We start from the raw sequence: 20008 nt of genomic DNA on the forward strand, positions 1-20008 counted from the left end.
GCGGGGCACAAGGATTTCTCCCTGTGCCCCGCTGCCCGTTTCTGCGGTGATCTACTACATCATTTCTGCACCGGCGTCCTCACGGCGACGCTTGCGCACCGCCAGCACTCCGGCTGCGAACAGGAGCATGATGCCGGCGATCGTTCCGGCGGCGAGCACCGATCCACCGGTGGTCGCGAGCGCCGCAGCAATTGGGTGCTGCTGCACGTCCGGTTCCTGCACTGTCGCGGACTGCACGGTGACCTGGCAGTCTCAGACTCGTTCCCGTTCGCGTCGGTCGCCGTCACGAAGAGCTTCGCTCCCGCTGGCTGCTCGACCGTCAGCGTGATGCTGAACGAACCGTCCGTGCCCGCGACGCCCGTGCCGATGATGTTGCCAGCGGCGTCGTACACCGTGACCGTGGAGCCGGGCTCGGCGTGACCGGTGACGATCTTGCCGAGGGTTGGATCCAGCGTCGGCGCGAGCGGGGCGATGCTATCGACCGTCACCGTGACCGGGGCCGAGTCGGTACCGGCCTCGTTCGTCGCCACGACGGTGAGTCGCTCGCCCTCTGCGCCGGCGCGCTCCAGCGTGATGCTGAACTTGCCGTCGGCGCCGGCAACACCGGTCCCGATAACAGTGCCGTCGGCACCTGTCACCGTGATCGTCATGTTCGGCTCCGAGGTGCCAGACACGATCTTGCCGTCGGTCGGGTTGACCTTTGGCGGGGCGGGGGTATCCGAGTTCACCGGCACGACGACCGGGTCGGACTCGTTGTCTGCGGCGTCGGTCGCGGTCGCGGTGACCATGTCGCCGGTCTGTGCGGCCGGCTTCAGCGCGATGCTGAACGCGCCATCGGTCCCGGCAACGCCGGTTCCAATCGTCACGCCGGCTTCGTTCCGAATCGTAACGGTCGCTCCGGGCTCAGCCGAGCCCGTCACGATCTTGCCGCTGGACGGGTGCACCGTCGGTGCGTCAGGCGCGCTTGCGTCAACGACCACGTTGGTCGGATCAGACACGTTGCCTGCTGCGTCCTTCGCCGTGACTGACAGCTCAGCACCGTCAGCGGCAGCGGGGCTGATCGGGAAGGCAAAGTTGCCGTCCTCGTCCGCCTTGCCGGACCCAACAATCGTGCCCTCCGAGTCGCGGACCACAACGGTCGCTCCCGGCTCGGCCTGACCTGACACCTGCGTGCCATCGGTCGGGTTGACGATCGGTGCGTCAGGAGCGGCAGAGTCGACCACGACGACGGTCGGGTCAGACTCGTTGCCAGCGGGGTCCTTCACCACAACGGAGATCTCGTCACCGTTACCGGGTACCGGGCTGAGATCGACAACGAAGTTGCCGTCCTCATCCGCAACACCCTCACCGATGACGTTGCCATCGGCGTCCTTCACGATGACCTCAGCACCTGGCTCGGTCTTGCCCGTCACCGAGGAGCCGTCAGTCGGATCCACAACCGGGGCGGTCGGCGCGACAGCGTCCACCGTCACGAGCGTTGCATCAGAAACGTTGCCTGCAGCATCAACCGCCGTCGCTGAGAGCTCCGCGCCATCGGCAGCAGCCGGGCTCAGCGGGAACGCGAAGTTCCCTTCTTCGTCAGCCTTGCCCGAACCGAGCACGGTGCCGTCCTCGTCACGAATCACGACCGTCGCCCCAGGCTCGGCCTGGCCCGATACTCGCTCGCCGTTCGACGGGTTCACCACAGGCGCGGCGGGAGCAATCGAATCAACCATAACGTCGGTGGCGTCTGACACGTTGTCGTCGGCATCGGTCGCGGTGACAGAAATCACTGTCTCGTGCGCTGGCTGCGGCGAGAGTGCGATCGTGAATGAGCCGTCGAGACCCGCAGAGCCGGTTCCGATCACGATGCCGTCGTCGTTGCGAACGGTCACCGTCGATCCTGGCTGCGCAGTTCCCGTTGCCTTCGCACCGGACGTGGGGTTCACCACTGGTGCGGCCGGCGGAACAGCGTTGATCAGTTCGACCGCGGTCGTGTCGACCGCGCTCGCACCATCGATCGTGAACGACAGCGTCGCGGCTCCCGCGGCGGTCGCCGTGAGGGTCGCGGTGAACGTACCGTCACCGTTGCTCGTGACGTCGCTGAGTGCGCCCTCGGAGGTTTCGATTGCGACAGCAGGAAGCGGCGTCGAATCGATGAGGTTGCCGTTGGCGTCCTTCAGCGTCACCGTGATGGTGGCCTCGGTCGTGCCGTCGGCCTTGATCTTGGTCACGTCGGACTCGATCGTGGAGGTGCTGGTGCTCACGGCGCCGGCGTTGAACACCAGTTCCTTGGCCACACCAACTGCGTCGCCACCGAGGGTAACGCTTGCGGGGTAGCTCCCAGCCTTCACCGAGGTGAACGTGCCGGTTGCGGTGCCGTCTGCGCCCGTCACCCAGTCGACGAGGTTTGGCGTGACCGCCGCGGGAACGTCGACGCTGAAGGTCGCGTTCGGCACGGCGTTGCCGTTGCTATCGCGTGCGGTGAGCACCACGGTGTATGCGCTCGTGCCGTCTGCGGCGACCGGGCCATCCGGGGTCACCGTCCAGCTCGACTGCGACGCGTCCGCAGCGCCTGGCGCGAACTCGACGTCTTGCGGGGCACCCGAAATGGTGTCGCCCGCGATTTCGGCGCCGATCGCGTAGCGGCCGGCGACAGTCGAGGTGAGGGTGACCTGTGTCGCACCGAACTCGTCGGTTACCGCAGGAGTGCTTGCTGAAACGTTCGCCGGCACCGTGAAGTCGACGGCGACACCCGCGATGGGGTTGCCGAATGCGTCCTTCGCGGTGGCGGTCGCGGTGTGCGTAGCTTCGCCGTTGGCGAGCACGGATCCCGGGCTCACGGAGAAGACCGAGGCGCTCGCGTTGGCCGCACCCGCGATGAATTCAACGTTGCCTGCACCGGGGATCGGGGCGCCCTCGACGGTCGCTGAGACAGCGACGAGCCCGGCTTCGGTTGATGTGATCGGGAGCGTGGCTTCACCGTTCTCATCGGTGAGCACCCCGCCGCCCGCAGCCGGCTGACCAGCGACCGAGAAGTTCACGGTCGCGTTCGCGACGCTGTTGCCGTGTGCGTCTTTGAGTGTCACCGTAGCCGTGTGCGCGTCAACGCCGTCAGCAATTTTCTTGCCGGTCGAGAGCGCCAACGATGAGTTCTTCATCGAGATTGCACCGGCCACGAACGCGGCCGAGCCGGTTCCCAGGTGCGTCTTCGTATCGGCTGTGGCAGTGATCTGCTTCACACCGGAGACGGTCGACACCACCGTTGCCTCATAGACGCCGGGGGTCACCTCGGAAAACGCGCTGATTGTGACGCCGGTTTCCGGATCCGCGGTGGCGGCCACGCGCTCAGCTGCGCCGGGGATCAGGTTTCCGTTCGCGTCCTTCAGCGTGATCGTTGCTGTGTGCGCGGTCTCACCGTCGGCGGTCTTGTTGCCACCGGTGACGACAAGCGTCGATGCGTTCTCGCCGCCGTCTGGTGCACCCGGGGTGAACGTGACGGTCGGGCCGGAAATGTCAACGCCGTCGACAGTGGCCGAAACGATCGCGTTGCCTGAGGCCGTGGACGACAGCGTCGCTGTGTAGGTTCCGTCGCCGTTGTCGCGCACCGCGCTCGGCGTGCCGATTGTGCTTGCGATGGTGACCGTCGCTCCGCCAACTGTCATCGGGGCGCCAGTCGCCCCAAACGTCGACACGGTAATCGTCGACTCCGCTTGGCCGTCTGCCGCGAGGGTCGTTGGCGTCGCGGCAATCTGCGACTGCGACGCGTCGAATCGGTCGGATACCTCGACGACGTTGGTCTCGGTAGACGTGGCGTCGACGGGCGTCATATCGATCGCGAGCTTCGGCGACGCGTACAGAATCTGCGCCGTCTGCGTGCCCACCCCCGTCGCTTCGACGGTCAGCGTGATCGACGCAGCACCCTTGAGGGCGATGTCACCGGCAGCCCACCGCCCGGTTTGCGGATCGTAGGTTCCGGTTCCGGATTGCGATTTCAGGGTGACCCCGGCTGGCAGTGGGAACTCCACGGTGACCGCGTCAGCGATGTCGGGCCCGATCTCGTTGTCCACGGTAAGCGTGTACTCGAAGGTGTCGCCCACCTCAGCGGTGGCGACCGAAACCGCGGAGCTCGCCCCGATGTCCGCGATCTTCAGATCGGCGGAAAAGCTTGCGAAGTACGTCCGTGTCACTGACGCTGCCGGAGCGACTTCGGGGAGCACCCAACCGATGGCCATGCCGTTGTCAACGACAGTCTGGCACGACGCGGGGAGCCCGGCTTCGCCAACGCACTCGTTCTTCAGCCCGCCAAACTTCTTCGCTGTTTTACGAACGCCCTGGTACTCCCCGCCAGAGAATTGTGCGCCGGGAGACACCCCGACGAACGAGGACGTGGCCGTGGTCCCGGTTCCCAGGCTCGAGACGGAGTTCGAGTCGAACCGGTTCGTGCCCTTGTCAGAGCCGGCAAACATGCTGTCAACCCAGTACCCCAGCTGCGCGATCACCGGCGAGGCGGAGCGGTTCGTGTACGTGAGGTCGGTGCGAATTGCGTTTGCGCCGAGCACATACGAGTCACGCTTGGTGACGGTTGTTGCGGCGTTCGAAAGCGTCGACGAGATCCAGAAGGGATCCTGCGATGTCCCTGTGCCGCCGAACTTCTGGACCGCGCCCGTAGCGACTGGCATCAAGTCCGCATTTGCCGAGTTCACGAGCGTCGCGCCGGTGTTGAACGGAGTGGAGGCATTGCCGCCCGGAAAGTACGCACGAGTCCCGAAGGCGGGCGAACCGAGCTGGCTGCCGGTCGACGAGTCCAGCACCACCAGATCAATCGGCGAGTTCGTCGCGGTGATCTTGCCGAGAGCCACGGTGCCCGTGCGAATCGGATCGGCAGCCTGCGCTGCGGTAGCGGTGCCGACCATCGCGGCGCCGACTGTCAGAAGGCCAGCAAGTCCGACCGCGAGGCTTTTCGTGGCGAGGGCCGCAAGGCCTCTGCGCGGCGGGGCTTCGCCCTCGATCGTCACTGCTGCAGGGATGTGGTTTCCCCGTCGTATGTTGTGCACTCTATATTCCGTTCTTCATTCACGTTGTCAAACTGCGGGGAACGACCTGCATCCCGTGCGGGAGCACGGGCAATGCCTCGTTCCGCGTGGACTACTGCGCGGCTGCGTCCCGCTTGGCGACGGTGTAAGTCAGCAGATCGCTGCCGTCGACCGTGGTGACACCGAGCCGGATCGAGTACTCGTCGTTCCCGAGCGAATACACGCGATCGTTGCCGTGCGTGCCGCTTTCCCCGGTGATCGCGAAGCCCGCGCCGGTGAGCTCGTCGAGCGCGACCTGGCGGGTGTCGCCCTGATCCAGCTTCACGTTGACCGTCCACACACCGTCGCTCTGCGCTGCTGCGAGCACAGAGCCGTCCGCGATCTCAACGGCGGCAGGGAAGTTACCCGGGAGTGCGGGCTCCGCTGCACCCGTGCAGCCGATGAGGGTCGCGCTGAGTGCGAGACCGGAGACGACAGCGGCGGCGCGTACAGCTGTACGGCGACGACGCGGCGGCTGAATCGTGTGGGAACGCAGCAGTGGCATGAGGCAATGTCCTTCGGTCGCGAGGGTCACGGTGCCCCAGAGGTTGGGTCACGTTCTTCGCGCGTTATAAGACTCACCCGAGCGGCCTCCCGCATGAAGAAAAGCGCGCAATTTACGAACCGCTGGCGCTGTCTTTACGAACTCACGCGAGCGCTTGCGTAGGGGGAAATACCACTTGCAGTAGCGTCTGCACGTACCCGGATTCGTGTGCAGGGCGGGCTAACCCTCACGATCGCAGTAGCGTGCACCCCTAGAGCCGTGGCCGGGCTGCTCACCCGCCGCAGGCGACAGAGAGGCCGAGCACAGCGACAGCAACCGCGGTCGGCGAACGCTGCACCGGGGCCTAGGGCCGATCCGCTCCGCTCGAATGCTTCGCAACGAAAAACGCCGAGGTGCCTGTCACGGCGAGTACGACCCCGACGAGCACGGCGACGAAAGCGGCTGAGGCGAGGTCGTTGACCTGCACGATCCACACCGCCAAGCCTGCCTCGAGGAGGAAGAGGGCTACCCATGACCAAACGACGACCCGTCGGCGCGCGAGGCTCGGCTCAGCGGTTCTCAGGTAGCGCACCGAGCTGACCGCGGCCAGCACGGTCGTGGTGACGAGGAAGATGGGCCCAAGAACATACCAGGCTGCCAGGAGCAGGAGAAAGCCGAGCCAGACATGAGCCTCCGACTCGACCCGGAACGACAGCGGCGCCAAGAAGATCACCAGCGTCAAAACCCCGAAGGCGACGGCGGCCCATCTCGTTGATTTCACGAGTTCAGACTACTCGGGTGGGCCTGCGACGGTCGGGGCGATCGGGCACGACGCGGTCAGGACGCCAAGGGTGACGTGATCTTGGTCGCCCGGAAGGACTGCCCGTCCTTGGTTGCACCCCACCTGCGCCAGTGCTTTGTCGACAGCCGGAAGGGCAAATGCTCCTGTACGTGCACAGCTGCGGCACGCAGCCGATCGTCGGCGGGGAACGTGAGCCAGAGCGAGAGCGAGGAGGCGGTCGTGCCGAACGTCGCGCGCACCCCAGAAGCACCGAGCAGGCGCCCGTAGCCGTCCACGGCGAAGCGACCGAAGGCGTCGGCATCGATCCCCGCATATGGGGTTCCCGCCGCGGGGTCGACCGGGGCCACCCGCGCGCTCCAGACCAGTGAGGCGAGCGGATGCCCGTGGCCGGTCACGGCTCGCGAATCGGCACTGCTCAGGGCGTCGAGCGTGGCATCGACGTGCTCGGGGAGCACACGCCATCCTGTGTGCGTGCGCTGCCTGCCCTGCGGCCCGCCAAAGTGCTCCGTCGCGAACGCTTCGAAGCGGTCTGCGATGTCGGGTGGGCCTCCCGCCCAGAGCTGGAAGGACAGCTCGGGGGCGCCGACGGTCACCACTGCGGCGTCGAGGAAGGCCTGCACGCTCTCGTACGCCTTGCGAGGGTTCTTCGTGCGCAGGGAGTGCGCACCGCCCGCCGACGCAGGCAACCCGTCGTAGGTCACGACCTCCTGATGCACTGTCACTCCCCCATTATCTTGCACGCCAGGGCCAGCGCTGGCGCGGCCGCCTGCACGGTTGGCTTCGTTCGGCCGGTCGATACCCTTGGAGCATGACGGAGCTTCACCGAAGTGCAACCATTTGCCTGCAGGAGGCAGGGTGGGTTTTCGAGCCGCCTCTACCAACGAAGGAGTCGCTCCCCGCCGTGTTACGGACTGCACCTGAATCGGTGATCCGCTGGGTGTCCTCGTTCTCGCTCCTTTCGAATGCAGACGACACGGTGTGGTTCTTGGCTCGCGAGGACTACTCACCCAAACCCGACAGCGCGTTCAAATGGAACGAACTCGAACAGCTGAGCTTGCAGGCTGCGTCGACGGACGATGAGACCGCGGCGGTCTCCAGTTTTTGGAAGCGCCACTTCCCCATCTTGCTTTCGGTGCGCCACGGATACGAGTACTTGGCGGTGCGAGAGGATGGCGCAGTCGTTCACGGAGCGGAGCCGGAGTTTGAAGAGGCGTCCGTCGTGTTCTCCCACTTCGATGAGCTTTTGCGGCACATCTCCTCGCGCCCGGAAGCGCAGGAGCCCATCGTCGAGAGGCTCCTTTTCGATGCCGCTCCCGACACCATGCTCAGCCGCTAACTCGCGGGAGCCGGGTCCAACGGTAGATCGTCCGCACGCCCAGCAGCGGCGGCACGCGCGTAGCGGTGCGCGTACGCCTCGCGCGCGGCGTCGATCTGATCCTCCCCGTCCCATTGGTCAGGCAGTGGGTCGCCGTCCCGCCGGGAGCGGGTGACGCGGGCGAGCCCAAACGCGACGGGCGTGTTCACAAAAGCGCACCGAGTAAAGCTCGTATCTGCGGAGAATGCGGCATCCACGAACGTGCAGTCCGTGAAGGTGGTGTCCGAGAATGCTGCCCCGCTGAGGTCGGTGACATCGAACCTGCAGCCCTCGAACCGAGTGTTCGGCAACGACCTGAGGCTTCGCAGATCCGCCCCCGTGAAATCGCACGCGGCGACCCGCGTACCGATCGCCAGCCCCTTCAACGATGCATCACGGAAGCTGCACCGCACGAAGCTGCGGTCGAACCTGGGCTGCCCGGTCAACGATGCGGAATCGAACAGGCAGTCCGAGAGGTCAGATTCGAAGAACAACAGCCGGCCTCGGGCATGGCGGAAATCCGCGCCGGCTAGCGTGAGGAACCGGAACTGCAGCCCGTCCCGCCCCGCCTTCACGCCGCGGAGATCGAGCAGGCCGTCCTTCGTTGTCGCCCAGTCGGTGTCGAACCGATGCGGACCCTTCACGATGCGCGCCTGCTCAAGGATCTGCTCCCGCAGCGCAGCCAACCGGTCAGGCGTCCACCGGCGCGACAGCGCAGCAGCGCCGGGCGCATTCACTTTCCGGCCATCGGGGTCGCGGTCGTCGCCTCCGGATCCGCGGGGGTGTCGGGGGTGGCCGCTTCCTCGATGAGGAACGCGATCTTCCCTCGTTCTTCGTCCGCGTCGAACGCGGGGTCACGAGTAGCGATGCGAGTCATGAGGTCGGCGATTGCCGTGTGGATCGTTAGCCGGAGGAAGGCGATCGGGTCGGCGGCGACTTCGACTTCGTCTTTGCTGATCCGGATCTCTCCCGTCACCGTGCGTCGCGAGAGAAACACCCGCGGTGTTCGCAACCCGGACGGCCCGGGCGCCGGCGTGATGTCGCCTCCGACCATCAGGAAGAGGTCGAAGTGATACGAGAACCCCACAGTGCGCAGGCCCCGTTTGATCCGCGCGAGCTCCTCGATGTAGCCGGCCTGCGGGGATGGGCCGCCCCACACGGTGCGGAACGTGATCCGCCCGTTCGGTTCGCTGTCGCGTTCCGCGCTGCCCTGTTCCTGCTGGCTGTCGCTGCCAATGGGATCAGTCATCGCGAGGCCCCACGGGGATCGGGTCTGTCGCCCCGTCTGGCGTCACGACCTCCCAGCGCAGATCGGGCGCTCCCGGCGGGATGAGCGGGGCGATCCACTCGGCCACGACCTCGACGATGACGTCCAACAAGCGCTCGCGAGACCACCCCTGGGGACGCGCGGGAACCGCGGGCTCCCAACCCTCCTCGCCCCAGATCGCTCCGAAGAGTTCCCGATCATCGCCGAGTTGCCGATCCAGGGAGAACGCGTCAGCGCCCTCGAAACGCGCCCACACACCGAACGGACCCTCGGCATCCTGATCGAGAAACACGTCGATGAGCACGCCGTCCGCACTGTCCGCGCCGACGGCCGCTGCGCGGTGGATCGCGGAGAGCCGGTCGGCCGTGGGCTGAGAGGCCGCATCGAGCACGGCTCTGAGTGCATTGCGATACTCGGTAGTTTCCACGGAAGCAGTGTATCGAGAGGGCTTTCGGGGTGCGAGAGGGGCGAGCGAGGGGCGAGCGGCGATGATCGTGAACGATCACCCGCATCGCCATGTTCGGATAGACGACATCCTCGTCTTCAATGCCGAAGCCGGCACGCAACACCCCCGACACCTCACGTCCGCCGGTCCACGAGACACTGCCCGCGGCGAGGGTCAGCACGTACCGGCGCCTCTCAAGGAGTGGATGTGTCTCGATCGCTGCCAGCGGCCGTCTCGCATCTGCAGCGCAGTACGGGTGATCGTGCCGAACTTACGTTGAGGTCGGCACGTCACCTACGCGCGCATCAGACGCCGAGCCTCGCGACGCTCCCAACACAGCATGTATCCACCAAACATGAGTGCCAGATAGACCCCGGTGAGAAGGACACCCAATGGTCTCCCCACGCCCAAGCTGCTCGCCAGCGTAGTGGAGAAGGCCAGAAAGCCAATCGGGTACGCCCCAAGCAATCCGACAATCACGCCCACGATTGCGGCTCGTGAATAGGCTCCTCCGGAACGCAGAGGGGATCGCTTAGTCATCCAGAGCCCAAGGCAAACAAGACTGAGCACGAAGCCCGCCGAAACGCTGCCCCACATCAGAATCCCAGATCCGATACCCCAAAAGAAGTGATCAGACGACTGAGCGGCCATGATGATGAATTGGGCTACTACGGGTGCCGAGGCGACGCACACTCCGTACAGCAGAAGGTACGCGGGGTTCATGAAATGGGGGCGTTTGATGGCGCTATCTACCGTGTTCACGGATCACCTTCTTGAAGTTCTCGGCTCGCTGCGCCCCAGTCTCCTCGGGGCCTGGCACCAACCACAACCGCGGACAGAGCGATCGCTGTGTCGGCACGATCGTTGGCCTTTCGTTGCGGCTACCTGCCTGCAGCACAGTGCGCCACCTTCCTCTACCACCGAGCACTTGATACTGGACCCTTAGAACGCCGGTTTGGCCGCTTGCCAGGTGGGACGACCCAGTATTCCGTATTTTCTCCTCTGCTAGACATCTGAATTGCATCGTCGTCGGGTTGTCGCTTCTTGCCGAGCCGCGTGATCGACTCGATCTTGTCCGACTCGGCCATAAGCATCGTCCCTACGCACTCCCCGGCGTCCAGCAGATCTCTCGCTTGAGATTTCCGTTTCTCGATCCGCCCCTGAGGTGTCGTTCATGACTTCCGCCGTCACGGCGCTGGTGTGTGGTGGCCGAGTTTCGGTGAAGAGCCCTCGGCGGTATTCGTTCCCAACAAACCTAGATAAGCTACGAATGTAGCCTTGACGCTAACGGGCCCATAGCTGTGGGAGTAGTAGTAACTCCAGCGATGCTCCACCCATCGAGTGCCCGTCGAGGGACGCGCCCGGCGAAGCAGGACACACATGCGGCAGCTTGGACCGCAACAGACGAAGCACCCATCGAAAGGAGCGAAGGATGATCACTGGAGCGAAGACAATAAGGGTCGGCGTGGCCGATCAGAGCAAGGCGAAAGACTTCTGGACCGACAAGTTGGGGGCCGAGCTCGTTCAGGACGAATCGTACGGCGAGAATCGCTGGGTGGAAGTGCGATTGCCTGATGGTGTCGTGATCGTGCTGGAGCCCCGAGATGGAGCCGCACCCGAGGCCCCCGGGGGACAGCCAAACACGCCCGTCTTCCTGGCCTGCGACGACCTCGACGCAACCTACCGCGACCTCTCTTCCCGCGGTGTGGAGTTCGTGCAGGAACCGGTCGACCTTCCGTTCGGTCGCTGGTCAATGTTCACCGATGGGCAGGGAAACCATTTCGCGCTAGAGCCCCGAAGTGAAGAGGATTAGCCCGCAAGGCGATCCGGTCCCGCCTGGGCCGAAACCTCCGGTGTGCAGCGCCCGTTGAGCTACTTGGAAGTGAGCTAAAAGCCCCGCCACTAGGCGAAGCGAGACGCTTGGGCCCGTCCCTGCGCAGATTGCAGCGAGGCTGGAGGGTTTGAAACGGCCGCCGATCCGCCGCCGCTGCTGAGCAACCTGCTGCCACTACTGATCCTGCTCTGCACGCACGGCAACGCCCGGCGACCCTGCCTGACCGCCGCACACGTCACGACAAAGCTCCACGACCTGGGCCTGATACGCGTGGAGGCGACAGGTCGATGTGCGCTTGCGCTTGGCTTCCAACCTGGTCAGCCAGTCGAGGGCATCTAGACATCACTCCCCCGAGCCCCCTCCTGCGCCCCGCCAAAGTCCCGTGAACGAGAACCCTCCCCTCCTGCTTCACAGCCGGCGCAGCCGCGCCGTCGCCAACGCGATGGATCCAGCAGCCAAAACCAGAGCCCACGCAAGGGAGGCCGTCAACGAGAGCTGGTCTACTCCGGAGACGCCGCGCTGTGTGAGCTGCCGGAGCAGGTCGATCATGGGCGTCAATGGCTGATACTCCGCGATGCGGGCAAGCCAGTTTGGCATCGTCTCAGTGGGAACGAGCGCACTTGATACCAGCGTCAGTGGGATCGCAATAAACGCGAGGCTCTGCGCCGCCTCTGGTGTCGAAGCCATCGACCCTAGCGCAATAAACAGGGCGGCGAACGCGCCAGCATAGAGAAACAGCAGCATGGCCGCACCGAGCAATGGGACCACGGAGGCTTGCGTGCGAAAGCCTGTCAGGAAGGCCACTGCGAGCGTCGTCATCGCACCCGCGAATGCAATTGCGCCGTGCGCCACGACCCGACCGATCGTGATCCCCATCCGGCTTATCGGCATTGAGAGCATGCGATCTGCAAACCCCTGAGCGTTCTCCTGCGCGACCGTCAGAGCGGCCTGGGTCGATCCAAAGAGAATGGCGGCCACGACGATACCGGGCGTCAAATAGTCGACGTACTCGAGGGATCCGGAGCTGATCGCCCCGGCAAACACGTACCGAAAGAGTAAGAAGAAGAGGACCCCCTGCAAGAGTGTCGGGAGTGCAACTTGCGGATCGCGAAAGAAAGACCGGAGGATCTTTGCCGCGACGGCTGCGGTGACCGTGCCCGCCCCCGCTCCCACGGTGCGTAGCGTGACGGCCCGGAGTTCCTGGTTGGTCATCAGATCGACTCCTTTGGGTTCGTCGCGAGAAGCGCCTCCTCGAGGCTCGGAGGGGCGAGCGCGAACTCGGTGATCTCGTGGGAGGTAATACCCTGCCCACCGATAGCGTCGACGGCAGATTGGACTTGGAACCGGCCGGCGAGCGAGAAGCGAGCCCCATCGTGGAGGGTCACTGTGGCACCAAGCGACGATCCGACTGACAGGACCGCATCTCGCGAGAGTTCCCGCCGAGTCATCACAGCGAGAGTGGTGATGTTCAATTCACGCCTGAGCTCATCCGGTGTGCCCGTCTTGATGATGCGGCCACGGTCGATCACGGCGACCCAATCGGCTAGTGCTTGTGCTTCCTCCAGGTTCTGGGTCGTCAACACGACCGATGTGTCGCTACCGGGGAGCGCTTGAACGTAGTGCCACAGTTCCCTCCGACTCCTCGGGTCAAGGCCGGTAGTGGGTTCATCGAGCAGCAGGAGCGCGGGCCGGCTCACAAGCGTCGCGGCGAGGTCGAGTCGTCGACGCTGGCCACCTGAGTAAGTTCCGACTCGGCCACGAACGAAATCTCGCAGCCCGAAATCACCCACGACTCGGTTGACGGCTGATTGAAGACCTCGTCGGCTCACTCCCGCCAGTCGCGCAACGAGTCGGAGGTTCTCGATCCCAGTCAGTTCATTCACCAACGCCGTGTGCTGCCCGGCCAGGCCCAGAACGCCCCGCGCCTTGTGTGACTGCTTTTGAACGTCGTAGCCCGCAACAGTGAGAGCTCCCGCTGAGACCGGCTGCAGCGTCGCTATAGCCCGAATCAACGTGGTTTTCCCTGCCCCGTTGGCTCCGAGAAGTGCCGTGATCTTGCCGCTCGGGACAGCAAGATTTAGCCCGTCGAGAATTGCTGAGCCGGACAGCTTGACGCCGAGATCCCTGGCGCGGACGATGTGCTTATCATTCAACGGTTACCCGCCCACTTCGAGCGCGGTAAGGGAATGCCCACTGGCGAAGCCCGTTGCTGCTACTCACGTTGCGGCCCCTTCGTTGCCTGGAACCATCTGCGACTGGAGTGCGAGTTGGTTGCCGTCTGGGTCTTCGAAGCGAAGCGTCGTCGCCCAGGGCATCTCCTCGATCGCGTTGGGCAGGTCAACCCCTCGCGTGCGGAACAGTTGCGCGTCGGCTTCGATGTCTGTTGATTCGAATACGACCGTCGCGGGTGCGGGCGGCGAGGACCCTTCGTCGGGAATAAGCGCCAGCGAGGTTGCCGCGCCTTCGGGTGCGACCTGAAGCCATCGACCGTGCGGGCCCATGTCGAGATCGGCGACGACAACGAGGCCCAGCCGGTCGACATAGAAATCCTTCGCGCGGTCTTGGTCGGAAACTGGGACGTGAACAACTTGAACAACAGTAAGCATGAGTCGGATCTCCCTTCGGATTACGTAGGCGATTCCCTACGCATTACGCGTAGGCTATCACCTACGGATAGGATTGCGCCATGCCCTCCCCCGATGATGTATTCGCAGCAGTGGCCAACCAGCATCGCCGCCGAATGCTCGACCTGCTCATGGTTGAACCGCGATCCGTGAGCGCCCTTGCTTCGAACTTCGACATGCGTCGCCCGAGCGTCTCCGAACACCTGAAGGTTCTCAAGGACGCCGGGCTCGTGAACGAGGATCGACAGGGTCGCGAACGCATCTACAGCGTCGATCCCAGGACCCTTCGCCCGGTCGCGGACTGGCTCAGCCCCTACGAGAGCTTCTGGCGAGAGTCCCTGAAAGATCTCAGCAAGCATCTTGACGAGAATCCGTAATGTCCGAGTCCCACCGAGGCACTATTGAGGTCGATGAGTTCGTTCCTCACAAAGCGACGCGAGTATGGGCGGCCCTGACCGACGCTAGGGAGCTCGGTCAGTGGTTCATGAGCAACGACTTTCAGCCCGAGGTTGGTCACGAGTTCACTCTTGATACTGGCCGGTGGGGCGTCACATATTGCACGGTGCTTGAAGTAGATGCACCGCGGCGCTTGCGCTACTCCTGGCGCAACGGCCCGCTCGACACGATCGTGACGTGGTCACTTGTTCAGGAAGGCGCTGGAACACGGATCCTCATCGAGCACCGCGGGTTCGACACCAGCGACCCCTTGCAGCGGCAGGCCTACGAGGGAATGGCGGGCGGCTGGCGCAGCATGGTGCTTCGCAGTCTTGCTGGATACTTGGCCGCCTGAGGCGACCGCTCGTTGGCCCCAGAGCGACGAAGTAGACGTTACCTGCTAAGTGCCTGCCGACCGGCTCCACCCGCAGACTTGTTGCCGACCGCGCAAGCACTTTGGCCAAGGAGTGCACTTGCTGGCACTCCTTAGCCGAGGGAATCGATCGCTATGCGTACTCTGCCAAAACCAACCGCAGCTCTCACGGCCGCTCCGAGAATGCCGATATAGCCAGGCCTATGAACCGAGGTCCCACGATTACGGAAGTAAATCATGACTCCGTGATGAGCAGATCGTGTTTGCCTGACGGAAACAATGCAGGAAACTCGCGAGTTTCCTGCATTTCTGCTTGTGTTGACCGGACTTAGACCTCCGACACCTCGACTCAAATACATGATCCGATGAAATCTTGCTTGCTTTGGGTTGTATCAGGTTACTTTGGCACGCGAGGGAACAAGGTCCATCACCTATTTAGAGCGCAGCACGTCGTTTCGTGTCCGCCACGCGTGATGCCGCGTGTTGTCGCTCAACCGGCCGGGTACCGACAGTTACGGCTTGTCAACGGGGGAGGCACCCTAGCACCCTGACAAGAAACTTAGAACGACCGACAGGAATCAATTCCTAAAGCCGCCAGGCATCGAACAGCTCCGCAGCTTTCAAGACGAACCACTCTTCAGCGAAGCGTCAAGGTAGTTCACTGAGATACTTCGTATCACTTTTCGGTCAGTGAAAGTTCCCTGGTGAGGGAAGGGTGGAACTGGAGAGCACCCGCTTCAGCAGGCTTCACAAAACGGTCCATGTAGCGGAAGCGAGTTTGCGATCCGCCGCCACCACCACCGGTACGGCGCAACCCTACCGCCGAAGCTTCGAACAACTTGTTCAGAGCATCGGTCGCTTGAGTATCAGTCATGCCACTTTTGAGAGCGCTCTCCTGCCACTCGACCAACGTGAAGTTACGTTTACCCAATGCAGTAATGGTGTTTATAACTACGGAGAAGTTGCCGAGGTGTTCCCCAATTTCGTCCCGAAGCTCGCGAACGATGTGATTGCTGTATTTGGACTCCGCGTCGTAGATGTCATCCTTCTCAATGATCCCGTGACCTTTTTCAACAGCAACGTCCCGGGCGAATGTGGCAAACGCAAGCGCATCTCTCGGTCGCCCAAGCGCGCGTTTCAGGACGTACCTTTTCGAGGTGAACCGTTGGCGCATTTCATCAGCCGTAAACACGTCTCCCCAAGACCCAGGTAATTCGGGGTCCCGTTCCTCTGTGCGGCCAGTTTTGAATCGCTCTGTCACGACAGTGGCAAGTTCATCTTCGTCCCAGGTCAACTCGACAGTGTCTTGCACAAACTTATTCTGGTCATTAAAGGACATCTGGTCCCAGAGATCACTACGAAGGAAAACAACAACAGGAGCCGGGCTTTGTTTTGGAATTATCTCCGAGAAGTGACGTGCTGCTCGGGCTGCGCCTCCAATCAGCCGCAGTGACTCTTCACTACCGTCCCAAGCGTCATCGAGCCGATCAATCAAAGCGGTAATCTTATGCTTTTTACTTGCTTCTTTCAAGAGAGCTTCAAGATCTATCAGAAGCTGCATCGATGAGTCATCGAGGAACCTCTTGTCCTCATCGTCTAGTTCGAAACCGCCAAGACTCGCGACGTCAAGAACGGAGGGAAGATCAATTTTCCGCACCCGGCCAATCCATTGCGCAATTGCCCGAAGGGGCCCGCCGTTAGGCCCCGCCCCAATCTTCTTCAGGATCTTAAACCCCCGACGACGCGTCTTCGAATACCATTTCAGGCTCCTGCTAAGCTCTAAGAACATAGCGATCCCGATAGAGAAGCGCCAAGAAGTCGTATAGGCAAACGCCTCGGGCACACCAGCATCCGTCAGCTTGGGATGAGCCTGAAAAGCATAGTCTTTCAAGTCCATTGGGACGATTATGTGTTTTGCTTCCGCTTCAACATAACGGAACAGAGCAGTTTTCCCAGACCCCTTTCGGCCCACCACCAGGTACTTACCGCCCATAACCGCGTCGGCTTGGCCTCCCGCTACAAAATAATCGAGCAGGTTTTCGTCCTGCTCAGCGTCTAGCCGACCGAAGTCAATCTTTTCTAGAATCAGGGGCGCAGCGTCGCTCATGGTTCAAAGCATAGCTGCTTTGTTGCGATTCCTTCCCGCACAATGTTTACGCTCAGTTCAGAGCCAGTTCCCAACTTCACTCAGCGCAGCTCAGCTCAGCTCAACTCAACTGAACTCAAGATTGGTACTTGTCCGGTCTTATGCGAGCATTTTCAGGATTGATCGCGACGAGACTCTAAGGCAGTTACTTACCCAAGAGCGGCTGGTTGATCTGTTTCTTGAGCTGAAAAGCGCGGGACATCGCTAGGTCGCTGGAATTAGCGACCGTCGCTGAACCGGGTCTGATGAATGTTTAGGTGACGGGTTGACGTGACCTACAGCTTGGGTTCCAATCTCGGTCGATAGCTTCAGGCGGATCTCCACTACCTCGCTAGAGCAAGACCGAAATCCGCGGGAGTTTGATAGCGAAAGGACGAGTTCGTTCTCCTGCGATTTAGATCACCTCAATGCACTCAAATATCGCGTTTGGGAGCTCGGTCCTAGTCCGCCATTTCTTTCGGGTCAGCAACTCGATCCCCATCGCTGACCCGAAGGATTCCCCCAGTCCGTTTTCGCGCGCATCGCCGACAGTTTAGAAAGAGGATTAGACGACCTGCAGTATGAGCATTCTGGATGAATACCCATGATGTGAAACGGATTCCATAGTCGACGTGGACGATTCTTCCTCGGGCCGGTTTCCCCGCGCGGAGCATCACATCGAGGGGACTCACCACGAGAATCGACTCCTGTTTGGAACCGATCGCCCAACCCGCGCTCGCCTGGCTAGCCGTGTCAAGCACCAGCGTGTAGAGCTCTTTCCTTTCTCGCGTCGGATGCTCTGTGATATCCATCGCACAGAGCGTGTTCGGCGACAAGCGTTGGAACCTTCGACTCAAGAGATCGTCAGCAGTAGCCACGCCTGTGGGCCGCTTCACCCGAGTCAGGCGCGGAAGCCCGTGCATCGCGCGCTTCGTTATTGGCACCGAGATTAGCCGGGCCGAACATGGAGTTTCCATTCCTATGGTGATCTCAGCATGAATGGGACTGTACCCGTACGGTTAGCGGAAGGCCTCGTGGATTTCACGGAACTGGCCCGGGAGCCACTACCTGCGCATCTGTGGCACACTCTTGGGACGTTTCCGTTATCGGTGGTAGCCCTAACGGGAGACCTCCAGGAATCAGCAGCGGGTCTCGACTGGCGAGCCTTTCAATGACGAGATGGTCGGTTACCCGGCGCGCCCTGTTCGGTCGCCGCTTTCCTCCTCAGAGAACCACTTCGAGGCCCGTTTCATGATCTCGAGTTCTTGCTCGAGCAGCCTCATTCGGCTGCGCACTGCTCGCAGCTGCGCGCCTTCGCTGGTAGGTCGATCTGGGGGCAACAATTATCGATACCGTCTTACCGGAGCCACGTATGAGGGGTCACCTCGTGGATGCCGCGATCGGGGGCGGTGTGTTTGAACTGTCGGTCGTCGCAGACGAGCATTTTCTCGCGTGCGCGGAACCCTGATAGTTACGAGCGTGGCATGTAGGTGAGAGTTTCACGAAGGCGATTGGCTAGCCGCCCCGAGCAGAAACCAAACCTTTGGGCAGGTTAGTATGTCGCCTTAACGTGCTTCAGCCACCCACATGAGAGATACGGTCGTACAGGCAGGTGCGCGAGATACTCTCTCTGTTCAACTATCCAGCTCAAGACTCGTCTTCACCAGATCGCTAGCTCCCGCTGGGCCAAACATCTCGATATGTGAGCCGAGCGGAGATTATCGCCTCATAGATTCCGTTTAGTGCGGTTACGGCGTTCGGGTGCGAATCCTTCTTGTATTGCTTACGTTGCAACGCGAAGGCAACCATATCCGCCAACTGGACACCTGGGCTATCCGAAGAACGAGCGAAATGCACTGAGTCGATGACTCGCTCCAGCTTCCTTCCGGGCACAACGCCCAAGTTATAGCTCTGTAAGTCCGAAACCAGCTTGATCGCACTTGATTGGTGTTCCTTAGCTTCATCAGCGACCACGATCTTAAGCTCGGACGAGCCTCGCTTCTCGATCTTTTCTAGCAGAAACTGCATCGCGAGTAAATAGGAGTTTGCGTCAGCACTTCCGTTGTACTTCCTGTGGAGGCGTGACTTGTGAATGCTCGCGTAAGCCACCTGAATCTCATGGGTTGCAAGTAGGTCTATCACATCGCGGAAGGCCGCCAACTGACATTCAGGAGTCTTATCCTTCCAATGTCCTGCGCCACCCCAAACTTCAACCCCATGAAACTCGAAATTCTTCGGAACCCCGCCAAGATGTTTGGACGCGAGTTGTTTGAGAGACACCGCCAACGGCTGCACTTGCGTTTCGGGAACGATCACCGCAGCGAGGGTGAGCAGCGGCTGGTTTTTCGCGCCTTTGCCGCTTGACCCAGTTTCATCAATGTATATCAACTCGACCATACCGAAATTCTCTCAGTTGTCGCAGCAGCCCAGCCACCGATCGTGCGGCGACGAGTGGCGCGGTCATGCCTCGCGGGCAAGAAGCGTGTGGAATTTGCATCAGTCGGTTTGAGGGGGAATAATTCTGCCCGAGACGTGACAGTCCGGAATGCGAGACATGGGCTGAAGGAATGCACGAAGGTGTCGTGTGAGAGATGTTGAAACGGGCGCATGGTCGTGCGATCATCGAGCGTTGCTTACCTGTGCTGGCTCGCACTTTCCTCCCCCGGACCCCAAAATTGCCGGAGCCTGTGCGGGTCGACGTCCGGTGGACAGATTAACCACCCAAGATTCCCGAACGCGCTGGCGGTCCAATTCCAGCCGGCCAGCGGGTGCAGCCCTTATGCTCGACGGAATCTCAGAGCAGAAAGGCGCGCTGATGTTCCTGAACGATCTCCTCACACTCGAACACGAGGGCTGGCACTCCCTGTGCACGGGCAACGGCGGCAGCTTCTACGGACGCACCATGACGCGAGACGGCATCATGATCCTCTCCCACGGCCAAGCGTTGGGCCGGGATGAGGTCATCGCTTCGCTCGCCGCAGCGCCCCCGTGGGAAAGCTACGAAATTACCGGCGCGAAGCTCACCACCCTCACCTCCACGAGCGCGATTCTCACCTATACGGGCTCAGCGCAGCGGACAGGAGATACCGTCCCTTTCCGGGCGCTCATGTCCACGGTCTACGTTCACGAAGACGGCCGCTGGCGTATCGCGCTGTACCAGCAGACCCCAATCCCCGGCTAGGGATCGCCACTATCGGCATCCGCACCGCCC

General features: G+C 62.2%; 17 protein-coding genes and 2 pseudogenes. 5 read left to right on the top strand and 14 right to left on the bottom strand.

Annotated elements, in window-relative coordinates:
• Positions 1–54 precede the first annotated feature (54 nt).
• From SD72_RS18680 to SD72_RS06580, 5 genes and pseudogenes are all read right to left on the bottom strand, one after another.
• Positions 55–237, bottom strand: a complete 183-nt coding sequence (locus SD72_RS18680) for an LPXTG cell wall anchor domain-containing protein (RefSeq protein WP_420038418.1) — start codon at positions 235–237, stop codon at positions 55–57.
• 20 nt (positions 238–257) lie between these two features.
• Positions 258–4895 (bottom strand): annotated as a pseudogene (locus tag SD72_RS06565) (Ig-like domain-containing protein); the annotation flags it as partial.
• A 232-nt stretch (positions 4896–5127) separates the two neighbouring features.
• Positions 5128–5559, bottom strand: coding sequence for a hypothetical protein (locus tag SD72_RS06570; RefSeq protein WP_042543635.1), 432 nt, complete (start codon positions 5557–5559; stop codon positions 5128–5130).
• Between the two features lie 343 nt (positions 5560–5902).
• Positions 5903–6319 carry a hypothetical protein gene (locus tag SD72_RS06575; RefSeq protein ID WP_157000488.1) on the bottom strand — a complete coding sequence of 139 codons (417 nt, stop codon included), beginning with the start codon at positions 6317–6319 and terminating at the stop codon, positions 5903–5905.
• 56 nt (positions 6320–6375) lie between these two features.
• Complete coding sequence (locus SD72_RS06580; protein WP_042543637.1) at positions 6376–7062, bottom strand: hypothetical protein; 687 nt, start codon at positions 7060–7062, stop codon at positions 6376–6378.
• Positions 7063–7241: 179 nt separating this feature from the next.
• Between SD72_RS06580 and SD72_RS06585 the strand changes: the two genes are divergently transcribed.
• Complete coding sequence (locus tag SD72_RS06585) at positions 7242–7676, top strand: hypothetical protein (RefSeq protein ID WP_157000489.1); 435 nt, start codon at positions 7242–7244, stop codon at positions 7674–7676.
• Here the strand turns inward: SD72_RS06585 and SD72_RS06590 are convergent.
• Genes SD72_RS06590 through SD72_RS06600 form a run of 3 tightly spaced genes read right to left on the bottom strand, consistent with a single transcriptional unit; the run spans position 7673 to position 9388 of the window.
• Entirely contained in the window at positions 7673–8431 is a 759-nt protein-coding gene (locus SD72_RS06590) for a pentapeptide repeat-containing protein (protein WP_042543639.1), read from the bottom strand. The genes SD72_RS06585 and SD72_RS06590 overlap by 4 nt on opposite strands.
• Positions 8428–8943, bottom strand: a complete 516-nt coding sequence (locus SD72_RS06595; protein ID WP_198141892.1) for a hypothetical protein — start codon at positions 8941–8943, stop codon at positions 8428–8430. The genes SD72_RS06590 and SD72_RS06595 overlap by 4 nt, the downstream gene beginning before the upstream one ends.
• On the bottom strand, positions 8936–9388 hold the full coding sequence (locus tag SD72_RS06600) for a DUF6389 family protein (protein ID WP_042543640.1): 453 nt from the start codon (positions 9386–9388) through the stop codon (positions 8936–8938). Before SD72_RS06600 ends, SD72_RS06595 begins: the two co-directional genes overlap by 8 nt.
• A 1450-nt stretch (positions 9389–10838) precedes the next feature.
• Between SD72_RS06600 and SD72_RS06610 the strand changes: the two genes are divergently transcribed.
• Positions 10839–11219: a VOC family protein gene (locus SD72_RS06610; RefSeq protein WP_042543642.1), complete on the top strand. Its 381-nt coding sequence runs from the start codon at positions 10839–10841 to the stop codon at positions 11217–11219.
• Between the two features lie 429 nt (positions 11220–11648).
• Here the strand turns inward: SD72_RS06610 and SD72_RS06615 are convergent, their stop codons facing one another.
• The 3 genes from SD72_RS06615 to SD72_RS06625 all read right to left on the bottom strand — a co-directional run bounded on the left by SD72_RS06615 (position 11649) and on the right by SD72_RS06625 (position 13846).
• On the bottom strand, positions 11649–12452 hold the full coding sequence (locus SD72_RS06615; protein WP_052492526.1) for an ABC transporter permease: 804 nt from the start codon (positions 12450–12452) through the stop codon (positions 11649–11651).
• Positions 12452–13393, bottom strand: a complete 942-nt coding sequence (locus tag SD72_RS06620) for an ABC transporter ATP-binding protein (RefSeq protein ID WP_052492527.1) — start codon at positions 13391–13393, stop codon at positions 12452–12454. The genes SD72_RS06615 and SD72_RS06620 overlap by 1 nt, the downstream gene beginning before the upstream one ends.
• Positions 13394–13456: 63 nt before the next feature.
• Positions 13457–13846: a VOC family protein gene (locus SD72_RS06625; protein WP_042543643.1), complete on the bottom strand. Its 390-nt coding sequence runs from the start codon at positions 13844–13846 to the stop codon at positions 13457–13459.
• Between the two features lie 80 nt (positions 13847–13926).
• Here SD72_RS06625 and SD72_RS06630 point away from each other — a divergent pair, with 80 nt between their 5' ends.
• Both SD72_RS06630 and SD72_RS06635 read left to right on the top strand, forming a co-directional pair.
• Positions 13927–14241: an ArsR/SmtB family transcription factor gene (locus tag SD72_RS06630; protein WP_042543644.1), complete on the top strand. Its 315-nt coding sequence runs from the start codon at positions 13927–13929 to the stop codon at positions 14239–14241.
• A complete protein-coding gene (locus SD72_RS06635; protein ID WP_042543645.1) occupies positions 14241–14654 on the top strand; it encodes an SRPBCC family protein in 414 nt (137 codons plus the stop codon). The genes SD72_RS06630 and SD72_RS06635 overlap by 1 nt, the downstream gene beginning before the upstream one ends.
• A 694-nt stretch (positions 14655–15348) precedes the next feature.
• Here the strand turns inward: SD72_RS06635 and SD72_RS06640 are convergent.
• The 3 genes and pseudogenes from SD72_RS06640 to SD72_RS06650 form a co-directional block, all read right to left on the bottom strand.
• Complete coding sequence (locus tag SD72_RS06640; RefSeq protein ID WP_042543646.1) at positions 15349–16779, bottom strand: P-loop ATPase, Sll1717 family; 1431 nt, start codon at positions 16777–16779, stop codon at positions 15349–15351.
• Between the two features lie 362 nt (positions 16780–17141).
• A pseudogene (locus tag SD72_RS17915) lies at positions 17142–18241 on the bottom strand (IS3-like element ISAar24 family transposase).
• A 227-nt stretch (positions 18242–18468) separates the two neighbouring features.
• Positions 18469–19194: a DUF3800 domain-containing protein gene (locus tag SD72_RS06650; RefSeq protein ID WP_042543647.1), complete on the bottom strand. Its 726-nt coding sequence runs from the start codon at positions 19192–19194 to the stop codon at positions 18469–18471.
• 418 nt (positions 19195–19612) lie between these two features.
• Between SD72_RS06650 and SD72_RS06655 the strand changes: the two genes are divergently transcribed.
• Positions 19613–19978, top strand: coding sequence for a nuclear transport factor 2 family protein (locus SD72_RS06655; protein WP_042543726.1), 366 nt, complete (start codon positions 19613–19615; stop codon positions 19976–19978).
• The last annotated feature ends 30 nt before the right edge of the window (positions 19979–20008 follow it).

The sequence above is a fragment of the Leucobacter komagatae genome, from assembly GCF_000834055.1.
GTDB lineage: Bacteria > Actinomycetota > Actinomycetes > Actinomycetales > Microbacteriaceae > Leucobacter > Leucobacter komagatae_A.